Source organism: Streptomyces sp. RPT161, assembly GCF_027533845.1.
In the GTDB taxonomy this organism is placed as follows: Bacteria; Actinomycetota; Actinomycetes; order Streptomycetales; family Streptomycetaceae; genus Streptantibioticus_A; species Streptantibioticus_A silvisoli_A.
The window spans coordinates 649,737-672,867 of the sequence record NZ_JAPZVN010000001.1; the positions used below are offsets into that span (position 1 = coordinate 649,737).

22 protein-coding genes and 1 pseudogene are annotated in these 23,131 nt (G+C 70.7%); 4 read left to right on the forward strand and 19 right to left on the reverse strand.

The features are described from left to right. Window positions 1-121: 121 nt before the first annotated feature. Entirely contained in the window at window positions 122-1,342 is a 1,221-nt protein-coding gene (locus tag O5O46_RS02930) for an adenosine deaminase (RefSeq protein WP_269853591.1), read from the reverse strand. Window positions 1,343-1,537: 195 nt separating this feature from the next. Here O5O46_RS02930 and O5O46_RS02935 point away from each other — a divergent pair, with 195 nt between their 5' ends. Beyond that, a complete protein-coding gene (locus tag O5O46_RS02935; protein WP_269853592.1) occupies window positions 1,538-2,248 on the forward strand; it encodes an alpha/beta hydrolase in 711 nt (236 codons plus the stop codon). A 161-nt stretch (window positions 2,249-2,409) separates the two neighbouring features. Here the strand turns inward: O5O46_RS02935 and O5O46_RS02940 are convergent, their stop codons facing one another. Then, complete coding sequence (locus tag O5O46_RS02940; RefSeq protein WP_443072362.1) at window positions 2,410-3,408, reverse strand: LysR family transcriptional regulator; 999 nt, start codon at window positions 3,406-3,408, stop codon at window positions 2,410-2,412. Window positions 3,409-3,470: 62 nt separating this feature from the next. On the opposite strand from O5O46_RS02940, the gene O5O46_RS02945 reads away from it, so the two are divergent. Next, complete coding sequence (locus tag O5O46_RS02945; protein ID WP_269853594.1) at window positions 3,471-4,727, forward strand: MFS transporter; 1,257 nt, start codon at window positions 3,471-3,473, stop codon at window positions 4,725-4,727. Here the strand turns inward: O5O46_RS02945 and O5O46_RS02950 are convergent. The 10 genes from O5O46_RS02950 to O5O46_RS02995 all read right to left on the reverse strand — a co-directional run bounded on the left by O5O46_RS02950 (window position 4,724) and on the right by O5O46_RS02995 (window position 14,092). Further along, window positions 4,724-5,314 carry a Uma2 family endonuclease gene (locus O5O46_RS02950; RefSeq protein ID WP_269853595.1) on the reverse strand — a complete coding sequence of 197 codons (591 nt, stop codon included), beginning with the start codon at window positions 5,312-5,314 and terminating at the stop codon, window positions 4,724-4,726. The genes O5O46_RS02945 and O5O46_RS02950 overlap by 4 nt on opposite strands. A gap of 97 nt (window positions 5,315-5,411) precedes the next feature. Beyond that, a complete protein-coding gene (locus O5O46_RS02955) occupies window positions 5,412-6,689 on the reverse strand; it encodes a thymidine phosphorylase (RefSeq protein WP_269853596.1) in 1,278 nt (425 codons plus the stop codon). 31 nt (window positions 6,690-6,720) lie between these two features. Beyond that, window positions 6,721-7,119, reverse strand: coding sequence for a cytidine deaminase (locus tag O5O46_RS02960; RefSeq protein ID WP_269853597.1), 399 nt, complete (start codon window positions 7,117-7,119; stop codon window positions 6,721-6,723). Beyond that, the gene (locus O5O46_RS02965; RefSeq protein WP_269853598.1) at window positions 7,116-8,399 is read right to left on the reverse strand and encodes an ABC transporter permease; all 1,284 of its coding nucleotides are present in this window, start codon (window positions 8,397-8,399) and stop codon (window positions 7,116-7,118) included. Before O5O46_RS02965 ends, O5O46_RS02960 begins: the two co-directional genes overlap by 4 nt. Further along, on the reverse strand, window positions 8,396-9,529 hold the full coding sequence (locus O5O46_RS02970; RefSeq protein ID WP_269853599.1) for an ABC transporter permease: 1,134 nt from the start codon (window positions 9,527-9,529) through the stop codon (window positions 8,396-8,398). Before O5O46_RS02970 ends, O5O46_RS02965 begins: the two co-directional genes overlap by 4 nt. Beyond that, a complete protein-coding gene (locus tag O5O46_RS02975; RefSeq protein ID WP_269853907.1) occupies window positions 9,526-11,094 on the reverse strand; it encodes an ABC transporter ATP-binding protein in 1,569 nt (522 codons plus the stop codon). Before O5O46_RS02975 ends, O5O46_RS02970 begins: the two co-directional genes overlap by 4 nt. A gap of 218 nt (window positions 11,095-11,312) precedes the next feature. Then, complete coding sequence (locus O5O46_RS02980; RefSeq protein ID WP_269853600.1) at window positions 11,313-12,371, reverse strand: BMP family lipoprotein; 1,059 nt, start codon at window positions 12,369-12,371, stop codon at window positions 11,313-11,315. 350 nt (window positions 12,372-12,721) lie between these two features. Continuing rightward, window positions 12,722-12,943, reverse strand: a complete 222-nt coding sequence (locus O5O46_RS02985) for a type II toxin-antitoxin system HicB family antitoxin (RefSeq protein WP_269853601.1) — start codon at window positions 12,941-12,943, stop codon at window positions 12,722-12,724. Between the two features lie 124 nt (window positions 12,944-13,067). Further along, on the reverse strand, window positions 13,068-13,280 hold the full coding sequence (locus O5O46_RS02990) for a DUF397 domain-containing protein (protein WP_269853602.1): 213 nt from the start codon (window positions 13,278-13,280) through the stop codon (window positions 13,068-13,070). Then, window positions 13,256-14,092 carry a helix-turn-helix domain-containing protein gene (locus O5O46_RS02995; protein ID WP_269853603.1) on the reverse strand — a complete coding sequence of 279 codons (837 nt, stop codon included), beginning with the start codon at window positions 14,090-14,092 and terminating at the stop codon, window positions 13,256-13,258. The genes O5O46_RS02990 and O5O46_RS02995 overlap by 25 nt, the downstream gene beginning before the upstream one ends. A gap of 151 nt (window positions 14,093-14,243) precedes the next feature. Between O5O46_RS02995 and O5O46_RS03000 the strand changes: the two genes are divergently transcribed. Beyond that, on the forward strand, window positions 14,244-14,468 hold the full coding sequence (locus tag O5O46_RS03000) for a hypothetical protein (RefSeq protein ID WP_269853604.1): 225 nt from the start codon (window positions 14,244-14,246) through the stop codon (window positions 14,466-14,468). Beyond that, complete coding sequence (locus O5O46_RS03005; RefSeq protein WP_269853605.1) at window positions 14,456-14,701, forward strand: DUF7848 domain-containing protein; 246 nt, start codon at window positions 14,456-14,458, stop codon at window positions 14,699-14,701. Before O5O46_RS03000 ends, O5O46_RS03005 begins: the two co-directional genes overlap by 13 nt. Window positions 14,702-14,707: 6 nt before the next feature. On the opposite strand, the gene O5O46_RS03010 is transcribed toward O5O46_RS03005, so the two are convergent. The 7 genes and pseudogenes from O5O46_RS03010 to O5O46_RS03040 form a co-directional block, all read right to left on the reverse strand. Continuing rightward, complete coding sequence (locus O5O46_RS03010; RefSeq protein ID WP_269853606.1) at window positions 14,708-15,919, reverse strand: M20 family metallopeptidase; 1,212 nt, start codon at window positions 15,917-15,919, stop codon at window positions 14,708-14,710. A gap of 218 nt (window positions 15,920-16,137) precedes the next feature. After that, the gene (locus O5O46_RS03015; protein WP_269853607.1) at window positions 16,138-17,688 is read right to left on the reverse strand and encodes a glycosyltransferase family 4 protein; all 1,551 of its coding nucleotides are present in this window, start codon (window positions 17,686-17,688) and stop codon (window positions 16,138-16,140) included. A gap of 114 nt (window positions 17,689-17,802) precedes the next feature. Continuing rightward, window positions 17,803-18,702 (reverse strand): ABC transporter permease, encoded by a 900-nt coding sequence (locus O5O46_RS03020; RefSeq protein ID WP_269853608.1) that lies wholly within the window; start codon window positions 18,700-18,702, stop codon window positions 17,803-17,805. After that, a complete protein-coding gene (locus O5O46_RS03025) occupies window positions 18,702-19,841 on the reverse strand; it encodes a hypothetical protein (RefSeq protein WP_443072363.1) in 1,140 nt (379 codons plus the stop codon). Before O5O46_RS03025 ends, O5O46_RS03020 begins: the two co-directional genes overlap by 1 nt. Continuing rightward, window positions 19,838-20,776 (reverse strand): N-acetylneuraminate synthase family protein, encoded by a 939-nt coding sequence (locus tag O5O46_RS03030; RefSeq protein ID WP_269853609.1) that lies wholly within the window; start codon window positions 20,774-20,776, stop codon window positions 19,838-19,840. Before O5O46_RS03030 ends, O5O46_RS03025 begins: the two co-directional genes overlap by 4 nt. A 59-nt stretch (window positions 20,777-20,835) precedes the next feature. Continuing rightward, window positions 20,836-21,612 (reverse strand): annotated as a pseudogene (locus O5O46_RS03035) (acylneuraminate cytidylyltransferase family protein); the annotation flags it as partial. A 47-nt stretch (window positions 21,613-21,659) separates the two neighbouring features. Continuing rightward, window positions 21,660-22,961 (reverse strand): DUF6716 putative glycosyltransferase, encoded by a 1,302-nt coding sequence (locus tag O5O46_RS03040; RefSeq protein WP_269853610.1) that lies wholly within the window; start codon window positions 22,959-22,961, stop codon window positions 21,660-21,662. Window positions 22,962-23,131 lie beyond the last annotated feature (170 nt).

A 23,131-nucleotide genomic window follows, 5' to 3' on the forward strand; every position in this document is an offset into this window, starting at 1 on the left:
TCATGAGGCGATCACCGTTCGCAGCACCGTAGTGACGCTGCGTCGTCGGCGCAAACAGGCCGACCGGGCCGCGCGCGCCACCGTGACCGCACGGCCCCAAGCGCGTTGCGGCGCCTGCCCGTCAGTCCCGCTCAGCGGGAGAATCGCTGGCCAGCGGCGGTTGCGCGGTCGCCGGACGGAACAGCCACTCGGCCTTCAACTCGGCGTAGCCGGGCTTGATCACGTCATTGATCATGGCCAGACGTTCATCGAAAGGAATGAACGCGGACTTCATCGCATTGACGGTGAACCACAGCAGGTCGTCGAGCGTGTAACCGAACGCGTCCACCAGGTGGCCGAACTCCTGGCTGAGCGTCGTCCCGCCCAGCAACCGGTTGTCGGTGTTGACGGTGACCCGGAAGTGAAGCCTCCGCAGCAGCCCGATGGGGTGCTCGTGGTAGCTGTCCGCGGCGCCGGTCTGCAGGTTCGAGGTCGGGCACATCTCCAGCGGGATCCGCTTGTCCCGCACGTACGAGGCGAGTCGGCCCAGCTTGACCGAGCCGTCCTGGGAGACGTGGATGTCGTCGATCAGGCGTACGCCGTGGCCGAGCCGGTCGGCACCGCACCACTGGATCGCCTGCCAGATCGACGGCAGGCCGAAGGCCTCGCCGGCGTGGATGGTGAAGTGGTTGTTCTCCCGCTTGAGGTACTCGAAGGCGTCCAGGTGCCGGGTGGGCGGGAAGCCGGCCTCCGCGCCCGCGATGTCGAAGCCGACGACGCCCAGGTCCCGGTAGCGGTTGGCGAGTTCGGCGATCTCCTGCGAGCGGGCGGCGTGCCGCATGGCGGTGAGCAGCGCGCCCACCCGGATGCGGTGCCCGGCGGCCATGGCCCGGCGCTCGCCTTCCCGGAAGCCCTCGTTGACCGCCTCCACGACCTCTTCGAGGGTGAGCCCGGCTTCCAGGTGCTGCTCGGGGGCGTAGCGGATCTCGGCGTAGACCACACCGTCGGCGGCCAGGTCCTCGGCGCACTCGGCGGCCACCCGGTAGAGCGCGTTCCGGGTCTGCATCACGGCGCAGGTGTGCGAGAACGTCTCCAGATAGCGCACGAGACCGGCGCCGCCCTCCTTGGCGGGCGAGTTGGCGGCGTCCCGGAACCAGACGGCGAGCCGCGCGGGGTCGGTCTCGGGCAGGTTCTCGTAGCCGATCTCCTGGGCGAGTTCGATGATCGTCTCGGGGCGCAGACCACCGTCGAGGTGGTCGTGGAGCAGCACCTTGGGGGCCCGGCGGATCCGGTCCGGCGTCGCGGAGGCGACGTCGCCGAGGGTCTGCTCCAGCTGGTTCGTGAGCTGGCTTGTCTTCTCCATTGGCCGATGCTAGCGCCTACGCGCGTAGAAATCCGGTTGGTGCCATTCCGATACCGAACATTGACCTACCGGCCAGGTAAAGCACACCGCCCTTTCTGCCAAGGTTTTGCCATGGCTTCGCAATCGCTCGGGGGTGCGGGGGCCACCCCACGCAAAGGCGCGGCGCCCCCGCGTGGTGCTCGGCTGGGACGGGCCATGGGTGCCGTCGCCGGTACCGCGGTGCGCGCCGCGGTACTGGTGCTGCCCGCGGGCCGCGCCGTCAGCAACCGGCGCGGTTCCGCGCTGTCGGCCGCCACGGCCTGGCCGCTGGCCCGCGCGCTGGTGCGGGCGGGGCGTCCGGAGGGGCTGGTGGCGCATGTGGTGCACTACCGCTACCGCGGCTGGAACGGCAACCACGCGCATCCGGCTGAGGACGCCGCGTGGGCGGCCGAGGAGATCGTACGGCGGTACGGGGACGTACCGCTGTGCCTGGTCGGCATCGACATGGGCGCCCGCGCCGCGCTACGGGCGGGCGGCCACCCGGCCGTCAACTCCGTTGCGGCGATCGCCCCTTGGCTGCCGCGCGGCCAGGAACCCGATCCGGTGAAACATCTGGCGGGCCGTCATGTGCTGATGGTGCACGGCACCAACGACGTCACATCCGACCCAGAGTTGTCCTATCGGCTCGCGGAGCGCGTCAAGAAGGTCAACCCCAACGTCTGCCGCTTCGAGGTGCACTCCGACGGCCATTTCCTCCACCAGCACCGCCCCGAAGTCCTCGCGCTCACGGCCGACTTCACCCTCGGCACGCTGTGCGACAGGGCGCTGTCGCGCCCGGTGGTCGACGCCTTGGCGGCTCCGCCGCCCTTGGGCTTGCGGATGCCGCTGGCGGCGGGGTTCGGGAGGCACCTTCGCACGAAGGTATGAAAACGCGCTCGACGCTTCTGGGCGCCCGTGTGGGCCCCGCTACGGTGAGAGCGCTGCCCTCGCCGAGAGCCGCGAGATCATGGATGCGGCGGAACGCGAGGCCCTTGCCTGAGCGACGTGTGGACCTGGGCGGATGGCCCGGCCCACGGCAGTAGTGACCGCTAAGGCGCCAGCAGCCGCCCCCGCCGCCCCAACAGGAACCGTTTGAACGCCGCGACCGGGGCCGTGTCGGCGTGCCCGTCCAGCCAGGCCACGCCGATCTCGCGGACCGCCCGGGTCCCCGAGACCGTCAACTCCGCGACGCCGGGGCGCGGGACAGGCGGCGGGGGCAAGAGCGCCACACCGAGCCCCGCGGCCACCAGGCCGCGCAACGTCTCCGCCTCCTCGCCCTCGAAGGCGATCTTCGGGGTGAACCCGGCCTCCGCGCAGAGCCGGTCGGTGATGCGGCGCAGCCCGTACCCGGGCTCCAGGGTGACGAACCACTCGTCGGCGGTCTCCGCCAGCCGCACCCGCTTGCGGCCGGCGAGCCGGTGCCCCTCGGGGACCACGAGCCGCAGCCGCTGCTCGTCGAGGCGGCGCACCACGAGGTCCGGCGCGTCGGGCAGCGGCGCGGTCAGGCACAGGTCCAACTCCCCCGCGCGCAGCCGCTCCAGCATCGCCTCGCCGTAGTTCTGCACGAGTTGGAAGCGCACCCCCGGATGATCCGCGCGGAACTCCCGCAGCAGGCCCGGCACCGTCTCCGGGCCGAGGGTGTGCAGGAAGCCGAAGGAGACCCGGCCGGTCGCCGGGTCGGCGTCGGCCCGTACCGTCTCCGCGGCGCGCTCCACGCCGTCGAGGGCGCGCTCCACCGAGCCGAGGAACGCCCGCCCGGCGGGGGTCAGCGAGACGGTGCGGCCGTGCCGGGCGAGCAGCGTGACGCCGAGGTCGTCCTCAAGGCGGACGATGGCCCGGCTGAGGCTGGACTGCGGTACGCCCAGTTCATGGGCGGCGCGGGTCACGTGCTCATGGCGGGCGACGGCGGCGAACTGCGCGAGCCGCGGCGCGAGCACCGCGGGCCAGTTGCGCCCGTCTGCCTTACGTTGACGGATATTTGTCGCCTCGATGTCGTCTTCTTTGCGGAGCGATGACGCACCCCGCGCTGACCTGCGGTCATGCTGCATGGGATCGATTATCGCCATTCCATGCATTGGACGCATCAATGTGCCGGTCGTACGTTCGGGGTATGCCCGATGTCGATACCCCGGCGTCCGCTCGCACCGCGACCACGGACGCCGCCGCGGAGACCAAGCTCCTACCCGGCAGTGCCGCCTATCGCCGGGCGATCCTGGCGCTGTTCGCCGCCGGGGCGGCCACGTTCCTCCTGCTGTACTCGACCCAGGGGCTACTGCCCGCGATCTCCACCGACCTCGCGGTGAGCCCGGCGCAGGCCAGCCTGACGGTGGCGATGACCACGGCCGGGCTCGCCGTGGCGCTGATCCCGGTCAGCGCGCTCTCCGAGAAGTACGGCCGTACGCCGGTCATGGCGGTCGCGGTGGTCAGCGCGGCGCTGGTCGGGCTCGCGATTCCGTTCTCCCCGAACCTGGCGGTGCTGGTGGTGCTGCGGACGTTGCAGGGCGTCGCGCTCGCCGGGCTGCCGGCCACCGCCATGGCGTATCTGGCGGAGGAGGTCTCCAAGAAGGCGATCGCCTCCGCGATCGGCCTGTACGTCGCGGGCAACAGCCTGGGCGGCATGGCCTCCCGGGTGATCGCCGGTTTCGTCGCCCAGTTCGCGGGCTGGCGGGTGGCGCTCGGTGTGCTGGGCGTGCTGTCGCTGTGCTGCGCGGTGGCGTTCATCCTGCTCGCGCCGAAGGCCCGGAACTTCACACCGTCGCCGATCAGCCCGCGCGCGCTGCTGGCCACGCTCACCGGGCACGTCCGCAATCCGCTGCTGCTGCGGCTCTACCTGCTGGGCATGCTGTTCATGGCGGTCTTCGGCTCGGTCTACACGGTGCTCGGCTACCGCCTGACGGCGGCGCCCTTCGATCTGCCGGAGGGCCTGGTCGGCTCGATCTTCCTGGTCTACCTGGTGGGTACGGCAAGCTCGGCGGCGGCGGGGAAGCTGGTCGCCCGGCTCGGTCGGCGCGGTGCGCTGTACTGCGGGATAGGCGCGGTGGCGGCGGGCCTGCTGCTCAGCCTGGCCGACTCGATCGCCGCTGTTCTGGCGGGACTTGTGCTGATCACGGCGGGCTTCTTCACCGGCCACTCGGTCGCCTCCGGCGCGGTCTCCCACACGGCGACCTCGGGCCGCGCCCAGGCCAGCGCCCTTTACCTGACGGCGTATTACGTCGGCAACAGCGTGGGCGGCACGGTGGGCGCCACCGCTTATCATGCCGACGGCTGGCCCGCCGCGACGGCGGTGGGGTTGGCGGCGATGGTCGCGGCGGCGGGGATCACGTTGTACGGGACGCGGGCGGCGCGGCGGGCGGCGGCGGTCGTCTAGGCGCCGGGGAAGACGCTGGTGTCGATGGTGAGGTCGAAGGGGGCAGGTAGGTGGATCTTCTCGCCGAACTTGGTTGCCTGCAGCGTCCGGTACACGCCATCGTTCGACTCGCCGAAAAGCGTGATCGTGGGGCCTCCTGGCGCCCAGCGGTCGATCAGTAGGTAGAGCGGAACCCCGGCTTGGGCGTAGCCCGCTGGCTTCACGACCCTGTCTTGTTCAGCGTTCGACTTTGACGTGATCTCCGCGATCAGCTCTGTCTCGCCGGCCATGATGAAGTTGCCTGGTACGTCCACCACACTCTCGGGGGCTACCGCGAGGTCCGGAATGAACAGCCCACTGCGCGAGGGCACGGCGACACCCAGCGTCTGGAAAACGCCCCAGTCTTCGGGGATCACGGTCAACAGCATCCGCTGCAGCCTGGACGCGATGCTGTTGTGGAAGTTCGCAGGCGGTGGCGTCACGACGAGCTGCCCCTTGATGATCTCCACCTTGCAGCCCTCGGGTACGTCCGTCTCCTCCCAGATACGGACGAGATCGTCCCAGCTGTAATCGTCGCTGGGCACTGGCTCGACGGGCAGTGCGCTCATGGTGGTCTCCTCGTTCGGTACGTCACCGATCCCAGCATGACGAACGGGACCGATGGGCGTCCATCAGTCCCGTTCATGCGTACGAGTGAGCCGAAAATCAGGCGATACGTTCCAGCACGATCGGCTGCGGCTTGAACTCCGTGCCGGACGGCGAAATGGTCACCCCGCCCTCCAGCGCCTGCAAGGCGTAGTCGAAGCGCTCCGGGGTGTCCGTGTGCAGGGTCAGCAGAGGCTGGCCAGCCGTGACCGTCTCGCCGGGCTTGGCGTGCATCTCGATGCCCGCGCCCGCCTGCACCGGGTCCTCCTTGCGAGCCCGGCCCGCGCCGAGCCGCCAGGCGGCGACGCCTACCGCGTAGGCGTCCAGCCCGGTGAGCACACCGGAGGCGGAGGCCGTCACGACATGCTGCTCACGGGCGACCGGAAGCGTCGCGTCCGGGTCGCCGCCCTGGGCGGAGATCATGCGGCGCCAGTGGTCCATCGCGGAGCCGTCGCGCAGTGCCTTCGCCGGGTCGGCGTCCTTCAGGCCCGCCGCGTCGAGCATCTCGCGGGCCAGCGCCAGCGTCAGCTCGACCACGTCGGCCGGTCCGCCACCCGCCAACACCTCGACGGATTCGCGCACTTCGAGCGCGTTGCCGGCGGTCAGGCCCAGCGGGGTGGACATGTCGGTGAGCAGCGCCACCGTCTTCACGCCGTGGTCCGTGCCCAACCCGACCATGGTGCGGGCGAGTTCGGCCGCGTCCTCGCGGTTCTTCATGAAGGCGCCGGAGCCGACCTTCACGTCCAGCACCAGCGAACCGGTGCCCTCCGCGATCTTCTTGGACATGATGGAGGAGGCGATCAGCGGAATCGCCTCCACCGTGCCGGTGACGTCGCGCAGCGCGTACAGCTTCTTGTCGGCCGGTGCCAGCCCGTCTCCCGCGGCGCAGATGACGGCGCCCACGTCACGCAGCACACCCATCATCTCGTCGTTGGACAGCAGCGCACGCCAGCCGGGGATGGACTCCAGCTTGTCCAGCGTGCCGCCGGTGTGGCCGAGGCCACGGCCGGACAGCTGCGGTACGGCGGCGCCGCACGCGGCGACCAGCGGGGCCAGCGGCAGCGTGATCTTGTCGCCGACGCCGCCGGTCGAGTGCTTGTCGGCGGTCGGCCGGGGCAGCGACGAGAAGTCCATCCGCTCACCGCTGGCGATCATCGCGGCGGTCCAGCGGGCGATCTCGGCCCGGTCCATACCGTTGAGCAGGATCGCCATGGCGAGCGCGGACATCTGCTCGTCGGCGACCTGGCCCTTGGTGTAAGCGTCGATCACCCAGTCGATCTGCTCGTCGCTGAGACGACCACGGTCGCGCTTGGTACGGATGACGGAGATGACGTCCATGAGGTGTTCGCGTTCCTTACGTCAGTTTGCCCTAGCGGTCCAGATCCTCGGCTCCGAAGGCGTCCGGAAGCAACTCGCGCATCGGGCGGATGCCGCGCGCGGTGTCGACCAGCAGCTCCGGGCCGCCGTTCTCCCACAGCAGTTGGCGGCAGCGCCCGCACGGCATCAGCACCCGGCCCTGCCCGTCGCAGCAGGTGAACGCGGTCAGCCGACCGCCACCGGAGGCGTGCAGCGCGGAGACCAGGCCGCACTCGGCGCACAGCGCGACCCCGTAGGCCGCGTTCTCCACGTTGCAGCCGACGACGGTCCGGCCGTCGTCGACGAGGGCGGCGGCGCCGACCGGGAAGCCGGAGTACGGGGCGTAGGCCCGGGACATCACGTCCCGGGCCGCCGCGCGCAGCGCCTCCCAGTCGATCGGCTGGTCGCTCACTTGCCCTGGCCCTTCCGGTACGGCTTGCCGTCCGCCTTCGGCATCCGCAGCCGTTGCGCGGACAGCGCGAGCACCAGCAGCGTGGCCACGTACGGGGTGGCGGAGACGAATTCGTTCGGGATGGTGTCCGTCATCACGAACCACAACAGCAGCAGCGCCGCGAAGACCGCGCTCAGCACGCCCTGCCGGTAACTCTTGCGGTAGACCTTCCAACCCGCCAGAAGGGCGAGCAGGATCACCAGCAGCAACAGCAGCGCGTGCGCCGCCGGGCCACCGCTGCGCAGCGCCAGGCTGTCGGTGTAGCCGAACAGTCCCGCGCCCATGGCCAGCCCACCGGGCCGCCAGTTACCGAAGATCATCGCAGCGAGACCGATGTAACCGCGCCCGCCGGTCTGGCCCTCGTTGTAGATGTGCGACGGCACCATCGCGAGGAACGCGCCGCCGAAACCGGCGAGTCCACCGGAGAGCACGACCGCCGCGTACTTGTAGAAGTACACGTTCACGCCGAGCGACTCGGCGGCGATCGGCGCCTCACCGCACGAGCGCAGCCGCAGGCCGAACGCGGTGCGCCACAGCACGTAGAACGTGGCGGCGAACAGCAGCGCGGCGAGCACGGTGAAGTAGGACAGCCCGGTGACCAGGCCGCCGAGGATGCCCGCGAGGTCGGAGACCAGGAACCAGTGGTGGTGCTCGATGCTCAGCAGCCAGTCGGACAGGCCCGGCACGGTGATCGTCGGCACCGACTTGATCGGTGGCGACTGCTTGGGGTTGCCGCCGAGCGTCGCCGCGTGGCCGGTGTTGAACCAGCGCTTGGCCAGGTACTGGGTGATGCCCTGGGCGAGCAGGGTGATCGCCACACCGGAGACGATGTGGTCCACGCCGAAGGTGACGGTGGCGACCGCGTGCAGCAGTCCGCCGAGCATGCCGCCGAGGATTCCGGCGAGCAGGCCGAACCACGGGTTGGTCTGCCAGCCGACCCAGGCACCGAAGAAGGTGCCGAGGATCATCATGCCCTCAAGACCGATGTTGACCACACCGGCCCGCTCCGACCACAGACCGGCGAGACCGGCGAGGCCGATCGGCACCGCCATCTGCAGCATGCCGCTGATCTGGCCGGAGGACGTCACGTCCTGCGCGCCGGTGATCGCCCGTACCGCGCAGACCGCGAGCAGCACGCCCGCGAACAGCACCAGCATGACGGGGTAGGAGAGGCGCCCGGTGCCCTTGGCCTGCGGGGCCTTGGGCGCGGTGGCCTGGACGGCGGTCGTGGTGGCGCTCATGCCGTCACCTCTTCCTTCACGGTGGTCTTGCGCGCCGCGGCGGCGGCGAGTTCCTCGCCCACCCGGCGCTGCTGGCGGCCGAGGCCGTAGCGGCGGACGAGTTCGTAGGCGACGACGACGGAGAGCACGATGACGCCCTGCATGACGCCGACGATCTCCTTGTCGTAGCCGTTGAACTCAAGCCAGTTGGAGGTCCGGTCGAGGAACGCCCACAGCAGTGCGCCGACCGCGATGCCGGCCGGGTGGTTGCGGCCGAGCAGCGCGATGGCGATACCGGTGAAACCGATTCCGGTGGGGAAGTCGGTGGCGTACTGGTGCGACTCGTTGAGCAGGGTGGGCATGCCGACAAGACCGGCGACCGCGCCGGAGATCAGCATGCTGGTGACCACCATGCGCTTGACGTTCACACCGCTGGCCTGCGCGGCCGACTCGGACTGGCCGACGGTGCGCAGGTCGAAGCCGAACCGGGTGCGGTTGAGCACGAACCAGTAGCCGACACCCGCCAGCGCCGCGATGACGATGAAGCCCTCGATGGGACCGGCCGCGGGGTTGGCGGTGAAGGTGAAGAACCAGCCGGACTTCGGCAGCACCGTGGTGTGCACGCTGTTGGTGTTGGCGTCCAGGTGCGCCAGCCGGCCGGGCTGCAGCAGGTAGCCGATGATCGCGGTGGCGATCGAGTTCAGCATGATCGTGGCGATGACCTCGCTGACGCCCCGGCCCACCTTGAGCAGACCGGCCAGGCCCGCCCACGCCGCGCCGACCAGCATCGCGACGATGATGATCAGCGGGAGTTCCAGGAAGCTGGGCAGGCTCACCGCGCCGCCGACCACCGCGGCGACGAAGGCCGCGAGCCGGTACTGGCCGTCCACACCGATGTTGAACAGGTTCATCCGGAAGCCGATGGCCACCGCGAGACCCGCCAGGTAGTAGGTGGTCGCCTTGTTCAGGATGTAGACCTGGCTGTCGCTCTTGACGCCGTAACTGCCCATGATCTGGAAGGCGTCGAACGGCTGCTTGCCGGTGGCGAGCAGTACCAGGCTGGTGACGATGAACGCCGCCAGCAGGGCGAGCACCGGAGCGGCCAGGCCGAGCAGCAGCCGCTCCTTGTCTATCTTCGCGAACTTCTTCATCGGTCCTCTCCCCCAGCGGCGGTGGAGTGCTCAAGGTGGCCGGAGGCCGCGCCGGTCATGGCGGAGCCCAGCTCCTCGGGGGTGATCGTGGCGGGGTCCGCGTCCGCGACCAGCCGGCCGCGGTACATCACCCGCAGGGTGTCGGACAGGCCGATCAGCTCGTCCAGGTCGGCGGAGATCAGCAGCACGGCGAGGCCCTCACGGCGTGCCTCGCGGATCTGGTCCCAGATCTGCGCCTGCGCGCCGACGTCCACACCGCGGGTGGGGTGGGCCGCGATCAGCAACTTGGGGTGGTGGCTCATCTCCCGGCCGACGATGAGCTTCTGCTGGTTGCCACCGGACAGCGAGGCCGCGGTGACGTCGATGCCGGGGGTGCGCACGTCGTACTCGGCGACGATCCGCTCGGTGTCCTTGCGGGCCGCGTTGGGGTCGAGCAGCGCGCCCTTGCTGTTGGGCTTCTCGGTGACGTGGCCGAGGATGCGGTTCTCCCACAGCGGGGCCTCCAGCAGCAGCCCGTGCCGGTGGCGGTCCTCGGGGACGTAGCCGATGCCGTTCTCCCTGCGCTGCCGGGTGGGTGCCTGGGAGATGTCGGTGCCGTCGAGGGTGATGACACCGGCGTCCGGGTGGCGCATGCCCATGACGGCCTCGACCAGCTCGGCCTGGCCGTTGCCCTCGACGCCCGCGAGGCCGAGGACCTCGCCCTTGTGGATGGTGAAGGCGATGTCGTCCAGCACCGTGCGCTCGATGCCGTCCGCGTCCGGCGCGGTGAGCCGCAGCCCTTCGACGGTCAGCATCGGGATGTCGGTGACCGTGGACTCGCGGGTCTCCGGGGACGGCAGTTCGCTGCCGACCATCAGCTCGGCGAGCTGCTTGGGGGTGGTGGTCTTCGGGTCGGCGGAGCCGACCGTGGTGCCACGGCGGATGACGGTGATCTCGTCGGCCACCGACAGCACCTCGCCCAGCTTGTGCGAGATGAAGATGACGGTCAGGCCCTCGGCCTTCAGTCCGCGCAGGTTGTCGAAGAGCGCGTCGACCTCCTGCGGGACGAGGACCGCGGTGGGCTCGTCCAGGATCAGCGTACGGGCGCCGCGGTAGAGGACCTTGAGGATCTCCACCCGCTGGCGGTCGGCCACGCCGAGGTCCTCGACCAGCACGTCGGGGCGGACGCCCAGGCCGTAACTGTCGGATATCTCAAGGATCTTGGCGCGTGCCTTGGCGCCGATGCCGTGCAGTTTCTCGCTGCCGAGCACGACGTTTTCCAGCACGGTGAGGTTGTCGGCAAGCATGAAGTGCTGGTGCACCATGCCGACGCCCCGGGCGATGGCATCGCCGGGGTGGTGGAACGTCACCTGCTCGCCGTCGATGGCGATGGTGCCCTCGTCCGGCTTCTGCATGCCGTAGAGGATCTTCATCAGGGTCGACTTGCCGGCGCCGTTCTCGCCCACCAGGGCGTGCACGGTGCCGCGGGCGACGGTGATGTCAATGTCGTGGTTGGCGACAACTCCGGGGAACCGCTTGGTGATTCCCTTGAGCTGGACTGCGGGGGGAGGGGCTGACGCGTTGATGGCGCACTCTCCTCGGGGCGAAGGAGTGGGGCGATGGGAGGGGCGAACGTACCGCGCAACTTGCTTTCTACGCGCGTAGGTTCAGCGACGTTTTCCGCGGCCGCGCGGGCGGCCGCTCACGGGGGGGGTGTCGCGGTCACGTGCGGAACGGGGCCCGGCGGAGAAGTACTGCCTCCGCCACCGGGCCCCGTGCGCCGTGCCGTTCAGCGATCTCCCGGTCAGGGAGTGGACTTGACCTTGATCTGGCCGTCCACGATCTTCTTCTTCACCGCGTCGAGCTGAGACTGGATGTCGTTGATGAACCCGCCGCTGGTGGCCAGGCTGACGCCACCGTTGTTCAGACCGTAGGTGTTGTTGCCGGTCAGCGGCTTGCCGTCGTGCACGCTCTTGATCAGGTCGAGCACCGCGACGTCCACGTTCTTGACCGCGGAGGTCAGGATCGAGTCCTTGTACTGGGCCAGGCCCGGGTCCTGGTACTGGTCGGAGTCGACACCGATCGACCAGGCGCCCTTCTGACCGTGCACGGCCTCGATCGCACCGGAGCCGGAGCTTCCGGCCGCCGTGTAGATCACGTCGATGCCCTTGGACAGCATGCCGCTGGCCGCGCTCTTGCCCAGGTCCGGGCTGCTGAAGCCGGACAGGTCGGAGCCGGTGGTCAGGTACTGCACCGTGACCTTGTCGTTCGGCTTGGTGTCCGTGACGCCCTGCTGGAAGCCGGCCTGGAAGCCCTTGATGAGCTCGTTGTCCACACCGCCGATGAAGCCGACCTGGCCGCTCTTGGACTTCAGCGCCGCCGCGACGCCCGCCAGGTAGGAGCTCTCCGGCGAGGCGAAGGTCATGCTGTCGACGTTGGCCCCGGCGACCTGCGAGTCGACGATGCCGAAGGTGGTCTTCGGGAACTTGGACGCGACCGCCTTGACCGAGTCGGCGTAGGCGAAGCCGACCGCGACAACCGGGTTGTAACCGGCGGTGGCGAGGTCGGACAGCCGCTGCTCACGGTCGGACTCGGTGTCCGTGGTCTTGGCGGTCAGCTCCTTCGGCGTGCCGCCGAACTGCTTGGTGGCCTGATCCAGACCACGCGCGGCGGAGTCGTTGAACGAGTGGTCACCGCGACCGCCCACGTCGTAGGCGATGCCGACCTTCATACCGCCGCCGGTCGAGCCCGAGGCGCTCGAACCGGAGGAGGACTGGGTCGAACTGGCCCCACACGCGGTGGCGCTGACAGCAAGGGCCGCGGCTATGCCTGCGGCGGCAAGTGTTGTGGTTACCCGGCGCACGAGGGGTACCCCTTCATCCAGATAGCGCCCCGTCCGGCGCTGGTCGAACGGGAGCTTAACGCGCGTAGATGCCAGGTAAAGGGGGGTTGGGAACCTGTTACCAGATCGAGCCCAACGGTCGGTTTCCGGCCAGGGACGCCCGGGTGGCGGAGGTGTGAGCCCTTCCCTACTGGGGTCCGGCTGCGCCGGGGCGGTACGAGTGCGGCACGCCTACGGCGGCCGGGAAGCACGGTGGGGTACGGGTCCGGCACGGCCGGAGAGGGTAGGCGCGCCGGGCGCCTGCGCGACCCGTCGACGGGAATGCTCCTAGGCGACCTGCGCTCCCGACAGACCACGAGGGATGGGAGGGGTCACGCGACACGGACCTCGATCGGCGCGGTGATCACGTCGGTCTCGTATGCCTCGGGCGCGGGCTCATCCTCGAAGTACAGTTCCAAGGCCTCACGGAGATTGTCGAGAGCCTCTTCGATGGTCTTGCCCTGGCTGGCCACCTCAACCTGGAGGCAGCGGGCGACGTACCAGTCGTCCTCGTGCGTCACAGCGGCGGTGATATGCAAGGCATGCTGCGTCATAGCGGCCAGTCTGGCACGCGGATGCGCCGGCCGCCTGGGCTGCGCTGTGACTCCGCCCGATCGAGTGGCTGGCGCCAGGGCGCCTCTTCGGCCTACCCCAAGAAACCCCGCCGTAGCGGCACCCTCAGGCCCAGCGTCCCGACTTTACGGTCCGCACGAAGGCGTTCCACGCCTCGGCGGTAAAGAGGAGCATCGGACCCTGCGGGTCCTTGCTGTCACGGACGGGTATGTGACCGGGGACGCCCTCGGCGACCTCGACGCAGTTGTCGGCATGCGCACTGCTGTAACTGCTCTTGCGCCACATCGCGGCGGTCAGATCGGGTCGGACGGCGGACATGAGTAGCGCTCCTCCATCACCTTGCGGATCAAGGCCGCGGACTCGGCAGGCGGCAGGGCGTTGGCCCTGAGCCGATCGTAGATGACGGTGAACCTGGTGACGTCTTCCAGGTCTTCGAAGATGAGCCCGGCAAGAATCCCCTCGGTGTAGGCCACCTTCTCGCCATTGGGTAGCGTCACCAAGCTCAAGTTGGAGCCGATAGCGGCGAGTTCACGACTATTGAACGGCAACACTTGTACGTCGACGCGCGGATGCTCGCCCAGCTCCAGCAGGCGCGCCAACTGCTCGTTCATCACTTCCGGTCCCCCGACCTCCCGGTACAGCGCGGACTCGTCGAGCACGATCCACAACCACGGCGGATTAGACCCCTTCAGGATCTCTTGACGGCCCAGCCGGAAGGCGAGCTTCTCCTCCAGATCTCCGTTGGCGTAAACCCGACCGGACTCGAACAACGCCCTTACGTACGCCTCCGTTTGGACAAGCCCTGGGATGATCTGCGAGAACTCGTGGATGACGCGCGCCCGCGCCTGGAGGTCCAGGAACCTCCGAACCCAGTCGGGAAGCGTCTCCTTACGAAGGTGCTCGTACAACTCCGAGAGCAAGCCGCCCGTGCCCAGCGCAGCGTCAAGCGCGGCGCAAAGGTCGTAGGTCACCTTTGCGCCGGTCGCCGTCTCAATCTGCGCGATCCTGCTGTCCACGACGTGGATGATGTTGCCCAACTGCTGCTGGGTGAGCCCCGCCTCCGTGCGGCGGCGCCGTACCTCCTTGCCCAGAAGCTCGCGCAGCGAACCCTGCTCAAGTCGCTTGGCCATCCGTGGCGTTACCCCCAGCCTTACTCACACCGCAGTAACCCCAGACCCCCTGTTCAGCCTAGCGCCGCAGGCGCCACCGTGGGGAACAACCAGTAAAGAACCGCTTGCGCACGGTAAGCGGAGCGCAAAGGCGGCAGCGGAAGGGCGGCACATGCAGGCGGCGGAGATCCCCGAGACGGGGGCAGTGGTGCTGGACAGGGCACAGGACCGGGTGGGGGTGGTGCTGTACGTCCGGGCGGGGATGGTGCACCTGCGCCCGGCGGGCGACGGCGAACCGTGGGTCGCCCACCCGAGGGACGTCTCCCCGGCCGGCCCCAGCGACACCCTGCGCGCCAAGGTGGCGGAGGTCAACGCCGCGCGGAGGTGGGCTCGTTGAGCGCGCACACGGTGATCCGCCGCGCGGACTGGATGATCGGTCCGGAGACCGCGCCGGAGGCGCCCCGGATCGTGTTCGAGATGGAGTGCATGCGGTGCGACGAGGCGTCGCAGGCGAGCGAGGAGTTCGAGGACGTCCGCGACTGGGCCTTCCAGCACGTGGGCCGCAACCCCTCGCACACCGGCTTCCGGGAGATCATCCACCGTTTCTGGCGGGCGACGCTGCTGCGCTGAGCGCCCTCACTCCAGCAGTGCCGCCGCGGTGAACAGCTCGACACCGACCCTGATCGCTTCCTCGTCCGCGTCGAAGTCGCCTCGGTGGAGGTCACGGATGGTGGGGTCGCCCACCGGGCGGACGCCCAGCCGGGCCAGGGCGCCGGGGACGTGTTCCAGGTACCAGGAGAAGTCCTCGCCACCCAGGCTCTGCTCGGTGTCCTCGACCGCGTGGGCGCCGTGGCGGAAGGTCATCGCCTCGCGGAGCAGGTCCGCGGAGGTCGCCTCGTTGACCACCGGGGGGACGCCCCGGTGGTAGGTCAGCTCCCACTTGGCCCGGTAGATCGCGGCGATCTGGTCGATCACCTCGTGGATCAGGTCCGGCGCCTCGTGCCACGCGTCGAGGTCGAGGCAGCGGACGGTGCCCTCCAGCTCCGCGTGCTGCGGGATCACGTTGCACGCATGGCCCGCCTCGATCCGGCCCCAGACCACCGAGACACCCGCGCGCGGGTCGATCCGGCGGGCGAGGGCGGCGGGCAGCTCGGTGGCGATCTTGGCCAGCGCCGTCACCAGGTCGGTGGTCAGATGGGGGCGCGCGGTGTGGCCACCCGCGCCGTCGAGCCGCAGCTCAAGGCGGTCGCAGGCGGAAGTGATCGCTCCGGTGCGCAGCCCGATCCGGCCGACCTCGACCTTGGGGTCGCAGTGCACGGCGAGGATCCGCTCCACCCCGTCCAGGACGTCGGCCTTGAGCATGTCAAGGGCGCCGCCCGGCATGCTCTCCTCGGCGGGCTGGAACACCAGCCGCACCGGCCGGGGCAGCTTCCCGGCCTGGTCCAGCTCGGCGAGGACCAGGCCCGCGCCGAGGGCGACTGTGGTGTGGACGTCGTGACCGCAGGCGTGCGCCCTGCCCTTCACCGTCGAGCGGTACGGAACCTTCTTGACGTCCGGGATCGGCAGCGCGTCGATGTCGGCGCGCAGCGCGAGACGGCCACGGCCGGACTCGTCGCCGCCGACGTCGCAGATCACGCCGGTTCCGGAGGGCAGCACCCGGGGCTCAAGGCCCGCCTGCGCGAGGCGTCTCCTGATCGCCTCGGTGGTGCGGAACTCCTCGCGGGACAGCTCCGGGTGCATGTGCAAGTCACGGCGGAATGCGACGAGTTCGGCGAACAGTTCCTCGGGCAGGGCGCCGGACGCGGGCGCGGGTAGTGAGTGGTCCACCCCCGACAGCGTAGGACTCATGACCACTCCTGGTGTGTCGTCAGTGAAAAATTCCAGCCTTCAAGTGACGAGATCATCACCCCTGTGGTGCATATTCGGCGCCGCCGCGGGTATCTCCACTTGTTAAGCCTTCGTCTTCCCTTCCACTCCATGGTGGACCAAGGCGCGACCGATTGCTCGGCAACGGCCCCGGACGGCGGAGACTCGGTCAGGTTCGTGCGTGAAGGCGCCGATACCTGTCAGGTTCGGGCGAGCAGCGCAGGTCCGGCGATCGTTGGCGCTCCCACCAGCCGCGCGTACACCTCAAGCAGCGGCGCCGACTGGCGCTGCCAGGACCACTGGCCCAGCATAGGCGAGCGCTCATAGGCCCTGCGGTAGCGCGGCCGGTTGGTCAGCACCGCGCCCACCGCGCGCACGAAGTCGGCGGTGTCGGCGGCCCGGAACACCTCCCCGTTGCCCAGCGACAGCGTGGCCGCGGCCATCACCCGTACGTCACTGACCACCACCGGTAGCCGGGCGTGCGCGTACTCCAAGTAGCGGGCGGCCAGCGCCACTTCGTGGTGCGGCAGATGGTGCACCGGGACCACTCCGATGTCGGCGGAGGCCAGGAACCCGGCGATCTCCTCGGGCGGCACGAACGGCAGGATGTGCAGCCGGGGGGCCACCCCCAGCTCGGCGGCCCGCTCGATGAGCGTACGGACGTACGGTGCGCCCGGCTCCGGCACCACGAACGCCGCGTGCAGGTCGTACAGCTTGGGCAGCGCCTCCACCACCGTGAGCAGCCCGCGCTCCGGGGCCACCGCCCCGCTGTGCACCAGCAGCGGCACCTCGGGCGCCAGCCGGCAGGCCGCCCGCACCCCGCCGCCGTCGCGCGGCGCCGAACGGTCCTGGTACTTGGGCGCGTTGAGCACCACGGCGGGCGGCGCCGGCAGCTTGTGCCGGGTGCGCAACTGCTCCGCGTACGCCTCGCACACCGTGATCACCGCGTCGGCCTCGGCGGCGTGCGCCCGCTCGTCCGCGTCCCGGGCCACCGCCGCCCGGCGCGAGGAGGCCGGGGCGAGCACCGCGCACTCGTCGGCGTCCCACAGCACCTTCACCGTGCGCCCGGCGGCCTCCGCCCGTACCGCGGCGCGCAGCGCCACCCCGAGCACCCGCCGTCCGCGGGCGTGGATCAGCTGCGGGCGCCGTTCGTCCAGCACCGGGCCGTACGCCGCCTCCAGGTCGAGCAGCAACGGATCGAGCCGCCGCCAGGCCCGCCGCACCGGTAGCAGCCGGGACAGCGCGGTGGCGAGGTTGTCCAGGAAGCCGTCCGGCACACCGCGGCGGCGCACCGCGGCCTGGTACTGGGCGGCTCGCGCTCTGGTCCAGGTCCGGCGCACCGCGTACCGCGCCCGGGCCAGGGAGTACGCGGCGCGGGCCGCGGCCTGCCGGGCCAACGGGCGGTATACAACGTCGAGTTCGGCGGACCGAGTGCGCAACAGCTGCTCGCGGACCGCCAGTTGTGCGGTGCGGTAGCGGTGCGCCTCCGCGCAGCGGTACGCCAGCGGCCAGCGCAGGCCCGGTCGTGGCCTGTGCGTCCGGTGGCGGAACAGCGTCTGCGGCACGTCCACGGTGATCACCGCGACGCCCGGCAGCACCGGCGCAGGTCGGCCGTCGGCGCGTCCGATGAGCGTGACGTCGTAGCCCGCCTCGGCGGCGGCGCGGGCCACCCGCTGCGCTCGTGAGTCGTTCCCCAGCGTGCTGTCCGCGAGAACCGCGATCCGCACGGCCTTCCGCGGTGTGCTCCCCATGGAAGAAGAGAACACGGCGGCGGTGATCACCGGATGGCGGGCGCGTGGCGCCGGGTTGAACGGGTCACGGATAGGTATCGATCAGGGCCGAACGCCGCACCGGGCATTGCGCGTTCAGCCACGGCCGTACTTGTCCTCGGCCTGCCAGCAGACCACCAGACCGGTCACCAGCGCCACCGCCGCCCACACCGCGGCCAGTATCCACACGTGCGGGGTGAGCTGGGCGTAGCCGTCCAGCAGCGCGTGCCGGGCCAGCTCGATGTAGATCGCGCCGGGGTTGGACTCCAGCAGCAGCCGGATGATCCGCGGGGCGTGGCCGGTCACCTTGGCGATGCTGTAGAAGACGCCGCAGGTGTACATCCACGTGCGCAGCAGGAACGGCACCAGCTCGCCGATGTCGTGGTTGCGGGCGCCGATCCGGGCCATCAGCATCCCGCAGCCCAGGTTGAACACCGTCTGCAACGCCAGCGCCGGAACCAGCAGCAGCCAGCGGGCGCCGAACGGCTCACCGGTGGCCAGGCAGATGCTGATCACGATGCCCATGGACAGCACGAGTTGCTGGAGCTGCACCAGGGTGGAGGCGATCGGCAGGCAGGCGCGCGGGAAGTGCATGGCGCGGACCAGTTCGATCCGGTTGGAGATCGACCAGGTGCCCGTGGCGATGGACTCCCGCGAGTAGGTGAACACGAACATGCCGACGGACAGGAACGCGATGTAGTTGTCGCCGGTCCCGGCCTTCTTGTCGAGCAGATAGCCGAAGATCAGCCAGTAGACGGCGACGTTGAACAGCGGCGTCAGCACGTGCCAGATCTGGCCGAGCCGGGCCGTGGCGTACAGCGCGGTCAGCCGCGCCCGGGCGTAGGCGACGGTGAAGTGCCGTCTGCCCCACAGCTGCCGCAGGTACTCGGGCAGTGGGGGCCGCTGCACGGCCGGGGTCAGCCCGTGCCGGGCGGCCAGTTCCCCGGCCTCGTCGGAGGACAGCCGGGCCGCGGGGGTGTCGAGGGCCACGCTCATCAGGTCACCGCCACCGGGTTGCGGATCGCGCCGAGCCCGTGGCGGCTGCGGGCGGCGCTGGTGATGCCGGACAGGAAGCCGTGGGCGCGCGGCGAGGCGCCGCTGGTCAGCCACGACGGGTCCACCTCGCAGACCGCGACCTCCACGCCCGTGCCGTCCAGGGCGAGGGGCAGGGTGTGCACCACGGTGGACGGGAAGCTCAGCAGGCGGGCGCCGATCGGGCCGCGCCGGGCGACGAGTTCCAGCGGCAGGTCGGGCCGCACGATCTCCAGCCCGGCCTCGGTGGACAGCCGCCGCAGTTTGTCCTCGCGCTCCCTGCGGTGCGCGAAGTAGCGGGTCGCGCCGTGCGCGGCGGCTATGCCGCGGACAGCGGCGAGGTAGGCGTCCGGATGCACCACGCCGGTCTCCACCAGCGAGGTGCCGATCAGGTCCGCGCCGCGCCGCACGCTGGGCGGCCCGAAGCGGGCCCGGGTCCACGCCAGGCGGTTGACGGTCAGCCGGGTGCCGGGCGGTGGTACGACCGGCATCGCGGTGAACAGCTCCACCCGGCGGCCGGGACCCGCGGTCAGCCGCCGCCGGGCGTTGGCGGCCACCGCGGCGAACGCGGCGTCCCGGGCGCCGCGCCCGGCGCGGTGCCAGCGCACCAGGCGCTGCCCGTCGGCGATCAGCGCCACGAACTCCATGGTCGCCGTGCCGTCGTCTATCACCACCAGGTCGCGGGCCCGGCTCAGCGGCAGCAGGGCCTGCACGAAGCGGGAGAACGGGTCGCCCAGCACCAGGCGCCTGGCCCGCAGCAGCAGCGGGGTCAGGCCCGCCAGCGTGCGCACCGGCCCGGCGGTCGCGGTGCGCGGCTCGCACCAGCGCAGCGCCAGCCCCTCGTCCCGGGCCAGCTCGGCCATCCGGCGCAGCTGGCCGCGGCTCATCGGGTCGCGCGGCGGCAGCACCACGACGGTGCAGTCGGCAAGGTCGAGCGTTCCGGCCGCGCGCTGCGCGTGCGTCCACTCCAGCAGGTTGAGCAGCTGCACCGGGGACTCGATGAGCGCCAGGGTGCGCAGGGCTTCGTACTGGTCGCCGGGTGCGCGCGGGGCCGGGACGGCGCCGGTGGCCTGTGGTGGGTCGGTGGCTGGTGAACCGCTCACGCTGAGACCGGCTCTCGTCCGGCCGCCGCCTCGGCCTCCGCCACCACGCCCGGCACCCGGCGCAGCTTCTTCATCGGGCCCAGCTCACCCTCGTACACCCGCTTCACCCCGTCGCCCAGCGACCGCTCCACGATCCGGATGTCGCGCACCAGCCGCTGCAGGCCCGAGGTCTCCACCGACGCGGCCTGGTCGGAGCCCCACATCGCGCGGTCGAGGGTGATGTGCCGCTCGACGAAAACCGCGCCGAGCGCGACGGCGGCGAGCGTGGTCTGCAGGCCGACCTCGTGTCCCGAGTAGCCGATCGGCACGTTGGGGTACTCGGCCTGCAGGGTGTGGATCATGCGCAGGTTGAGTTCCTCGTGCTTCGCCGGGTACGTCGAAGTGGCGTGGCACAGCAGGATGTTGTCGCTGCCGAGTACCTCCACCGCGTGCCGGATCTGCTTCGGGGTGGACATGCCGGTGGACAGCACGACGGTGCGGCCGGTGGCGCGCAGCGCGCGCAGCAGGTCGTCGTCGGTCAGGCAGGCGGAGGCGACCTTGTGCGCGGGCAGATCGAACTTCTCCAGGAACTCCACGCTCGGCACGTCCCACGGCGAGGCGAACCACTGGATGCCCTGCTCACGGCAGTACGCGTCGATGGCCCGGTACTCGTCCTCGCCGAACTCGACGCGGTGCCGGTAGTCGATGTACGTCATCCGGCCCCACGGGGTGTCGCGCTCTACGTCCCACTGGTCGCGCGGGGTGCAGATCTCCGGGGTGCGCTTCTGGAACTTCACCGCGTCGCACCCGGCCGAGACGGCGGCGTCGATCAGCCGGTAGGCGTTCTCCAGGTCACCGTTGTGGTTGATGCCGATCTCGCCGGTGATGTAGACGGGACGGCCGGTGCCGACGAGACGGTCGCCGATCGTACGCAGACGGGGGAGGGTGGTGGTCACGGAGGACGGTCCTTTCGTCAATTGCTGCGGGGGGCCGGGGCCGTAGCCCCGGAGGCGGGGTCGAGGGGCGCGGCCTCGGAAGCGGGGCGCAGGGGCGCGGCCCCTGGAAGACCCCCTGTGCCGAGAAGCGGCGCCAGCGCACGGGCTCGGGCGAGGTCGCCCGGCTCGTCCACCTCCAGCACCCGTTCGGGATCGGTCCGCACCAGGGCGGTGCGCCCGAAGAAGCGATGGCCGGACTTGCGGAATCCGGGGACCCGCATCGCGTACGCCGCGCCGGTCTCCAGCAGGTCCTGGGGGCGGTCCTGGCGACGCGGCCGGACGGCCTTGTCGTGGTTGACGCCGTACGCGTCGGCTTCGTCGTCGGCCGCCCGCCACAGGAAGCCGTGGAACGGGGCGACGGTCAGCGCGCTGTCCGCGCCGTCCTCAAGTACGGCGGCGGCCACGCCGGTGATGTCCTCCGCGGTGAGGAACGGGCTGGTGCACTGCGCCATCACGACGACGTCGACCACGTCGCCGTGCATGGCCTCGTACGCGTCGAGGGCGTGCAGTACGGCCGCCTCGCTGGTCGCGGTGTCGCCGGCTATGCCGGGCGGCCGGGCCACCACTTCGGCCCCGGCCGCGCGAGCCGCCTCGGCGATGCCGCCGTCGTCGGTGGAGACGACGACGGCGCTCACGTGTCGCGCGTCCACGCAGGCCCGTACCGCCCGCGCGACGAGCGGCACGCCGCCGACCTCGGCAAGGTTCTTGCCCGGCACGCCCTTTGAGCCGCCGCGGGCCGGGATGACGGCGAGGACGAGGGGCGAAGGCCTTCCCGCCGCAACGGCGTGAAGCCCCACGGCAGAGGCGGGTGGCGCCGAACTCGCCGCATCCGATGGAACGTTGCTCACAGTTGCCCCCAGCGGCGGATGACCGGCGCCACGCGTTGGACGCCTTGGCGGTAGAGGGTGCGCGCGGCATTGCGGCTGAACTCCCGCACCGCGCCGCGCAGTCGGCCCCGGGCGGCCGGGGCGGGGGCGCCCGGGAGGGGGGCGCCCGTCACGTCGAGGTGGTGCCGGGCGAGGATGCCGGGCAGATAGCCGGGCGCCGTCCGGGCGGTGTAGTACGGCCGCGGCGCCGGAAGGCCGGACGCGTCCGCCAGCGCGGTGACCCGCTCGCGCACCGCCCGGAACGGGTCGTCGCCGAGCACGCCGTGCCGCCGCAGCCATCCGGCGTCGGCTTCCGGCAGCAGCCCCGCGTCCAGTTGGTCCCAGGAGGCCAGGCAGCCGGAGCCCAGGAAGTGGTGGTTGCCCAGCGCCTCGCGGACCCCGAGGTCGGTGAGGACGGCGGTGGGGATGCCGCGGTGCATCGACTCCAGGGCGGCGGTGGAGCTGACCGTCACCAACAGGTCGGTGCGGTCGAGGACTTCGCCCATGTGCCCGTACACCAGCCGCAGGTTGGACGGCAGTCGGTGGCGCGCGGCCAGCTTGGGGTAGGGGCTCTCCTCGATGTGCGTGGTGTGCTCGCCCGGCTTGCTGCGCAGCTTCACCAGCACCTCGCGGTCGGCGTGCGCCTCCGCGTGCCGTACCGCCCGCTCCAGCAGGTACTCGCGGTCCCGGCGGCCGTCCGGCACCGACGGCTGGGCGGCGAAGACCACGGTCAACGGCCGCCCGGTGGACGGCTGGTAGGGCTGACCGGTCAGGAACGGCAGCGCGCTCTCCACCACGCAGTCCGCGTCGGCCCCGACACCCCGGTAGACCGCGCGGAACCGCTCCGCGTCGTCCCGGCTGTTGGCCAGCACGACATCCGCACCGTGCCGCAGCAGCAGTCCGTCGGCGAGCTTCTCGTAGACCACCCCGACGTATCCGGTGACGAGCACCGGCCGCCGCTCGTGGCCCTGCCAGGCGCGGGCCAGCCCGTGCAGCATGGCCTGCACGGTGCCGCCGACGCAGGCGAGCACCACCACGTCCGCGCTGTCCCGGTCGGTCTGGGCCAGGAACTGCGCGGCGGTCACCTCGCGCATCGAGTCCGCGGGCATGCCGACCTCGGCCAACTGCCGGCTGGTCGGAGTGGCCCGCCCACGCAGCAACCGCGCGTCAAGACACGCGTCCTCGGCTATTCGGCGAGCGGTCTGGGCGCCCCACTTCCAACGCGTGTCCGAATCGGCGAGTACCGTGATCTTTTTTACCGGGGTGGCACTGGTTGGCACGCCGGAGACCGTAGGAATCGAATAAAAGCGGTGGGCGTACAAGGCCGCAACAAATGGTTAACAGCGCGCCGACGACAGGGTCTACAGCCGTCCGGCGCGCCAGGTTCACGGCTCTGCCACGCTTCGTTCACCGGACGGTCCGCAGCCCGCAATCCCAAATGGCGAGCCGC

Excerpts from the sequence above, each read along its gene's own strand:
- O5O46_RS02930 (WP_269853591.1), bottom strand. The coding sequence starts at position 1,342 with ATGGAGAAGACAAGCCAGCTCACGAACCAGCTGGAGCAGACCCTCGGC.
- O5O46_RS02935 (WP_269853592.1), top strand. The coding sequence starts at position 1,538 with ATGGGTGCCGTCGCCGGTACCGCGGTGCGCGCCGCGGTACTGGTGCTG.
- O5O46_RS02940 (WP_443072362.1), bottom strand. The coding sequence starts at position 3,408 with ATGCAGCATGACCGCAGGTCAGCGCGGGGTGCGTCATCGCTCCGCAAA.
- O5O46_RS02945 (WP_269853594.1), top strand. The coding sequence starts at position 3,471 with ATGCCCGATGTCGATACCCCGGCGTCCGCTCGCACCGCGACCACGGAC.
- O5O46_RS02950 (WP_269853595.1), bottom strand. The coding sequence starts at position 5,314 with ATGAGCGCACTGCCCGTCGAGCCAGTGCCCAGCGACGATTACAGCTGG.
- O5O46_RS02955 (WP_269853596.1), bottom strand. The coding sequence starts at position 6,689 with ATGGACGTCATCTCCGTCATCCGTACCAAGCGCGACCGTGGTCGTCTC.
- O5O46_RS02965 (WP_269853598.1), bottom strand. The coding sequence starts at position 8,399 with ATGAGCGCCACCACGACCGCCGTCCAGGCCACCGCGCCCAAGGCCCCG.
- O5O46_RS02970 (WP_269853599.1), bottom strand. The coding sequence starts at position 9,529 with ATGAAGAAGTTCGCGAAGATAGACAAGGAGCGGCTGCTGCTCGGCCTG.
- O5O46_RS02985 (WP_269853601.1), bottom strand. The coding sequence starts at position 12,943 with ATGACGCAGCATGCCTTGCATATCACCGCCGCTGTGACGCACGAGGAC.
- O5O46_RS02990 (WP_269853602.1), bottom strand. The coding sequence starts at position 13,280 with ATGTCCGCCGTCCGACCCGATCTGACCGCCGCGATGTGGCGCAAGAGC.
- O5O46_RS02995 (WP_269853603.1), bottom strand. The coding sequence starts at position 14,092 with ATGGCCAAGCGACTTGAGCAGGGTTCGCTGCGCGAGCTTCTGGGCAAG.
- O5O46_RS03000 (WP_269853604.1), top strand. The coding sequence starts at position 14,244 with ATGCAGGCGGCGGAGATCCCCGAGACGGGGGCAGTGGTGCTGGACAGG.
- O5O46_RS03010 (WP_269853606.1), bottom strand. The coding sequence starts at position 15,919 with ATGAGTCCTACGCTGTCGGGGGTGGACCACTCACTACCCGCGCCCGCG.
- O5O46_RS03015 (WP_269853607.1), bottom strand. The coding sequence starts at position 17,688 with ATGGGGAGCACACCGCGGAAGGCCGTGCGGATCGCGGTTCTCGCGGAC.
- O5O46_RS03020 (WP_269853608.1), bottom strand. The coding sequence starts at position 18,702 with ATGAGCGTGGCCCTCGACACCCCCGCGGCCCGGCTGTCCTCCGACGAG.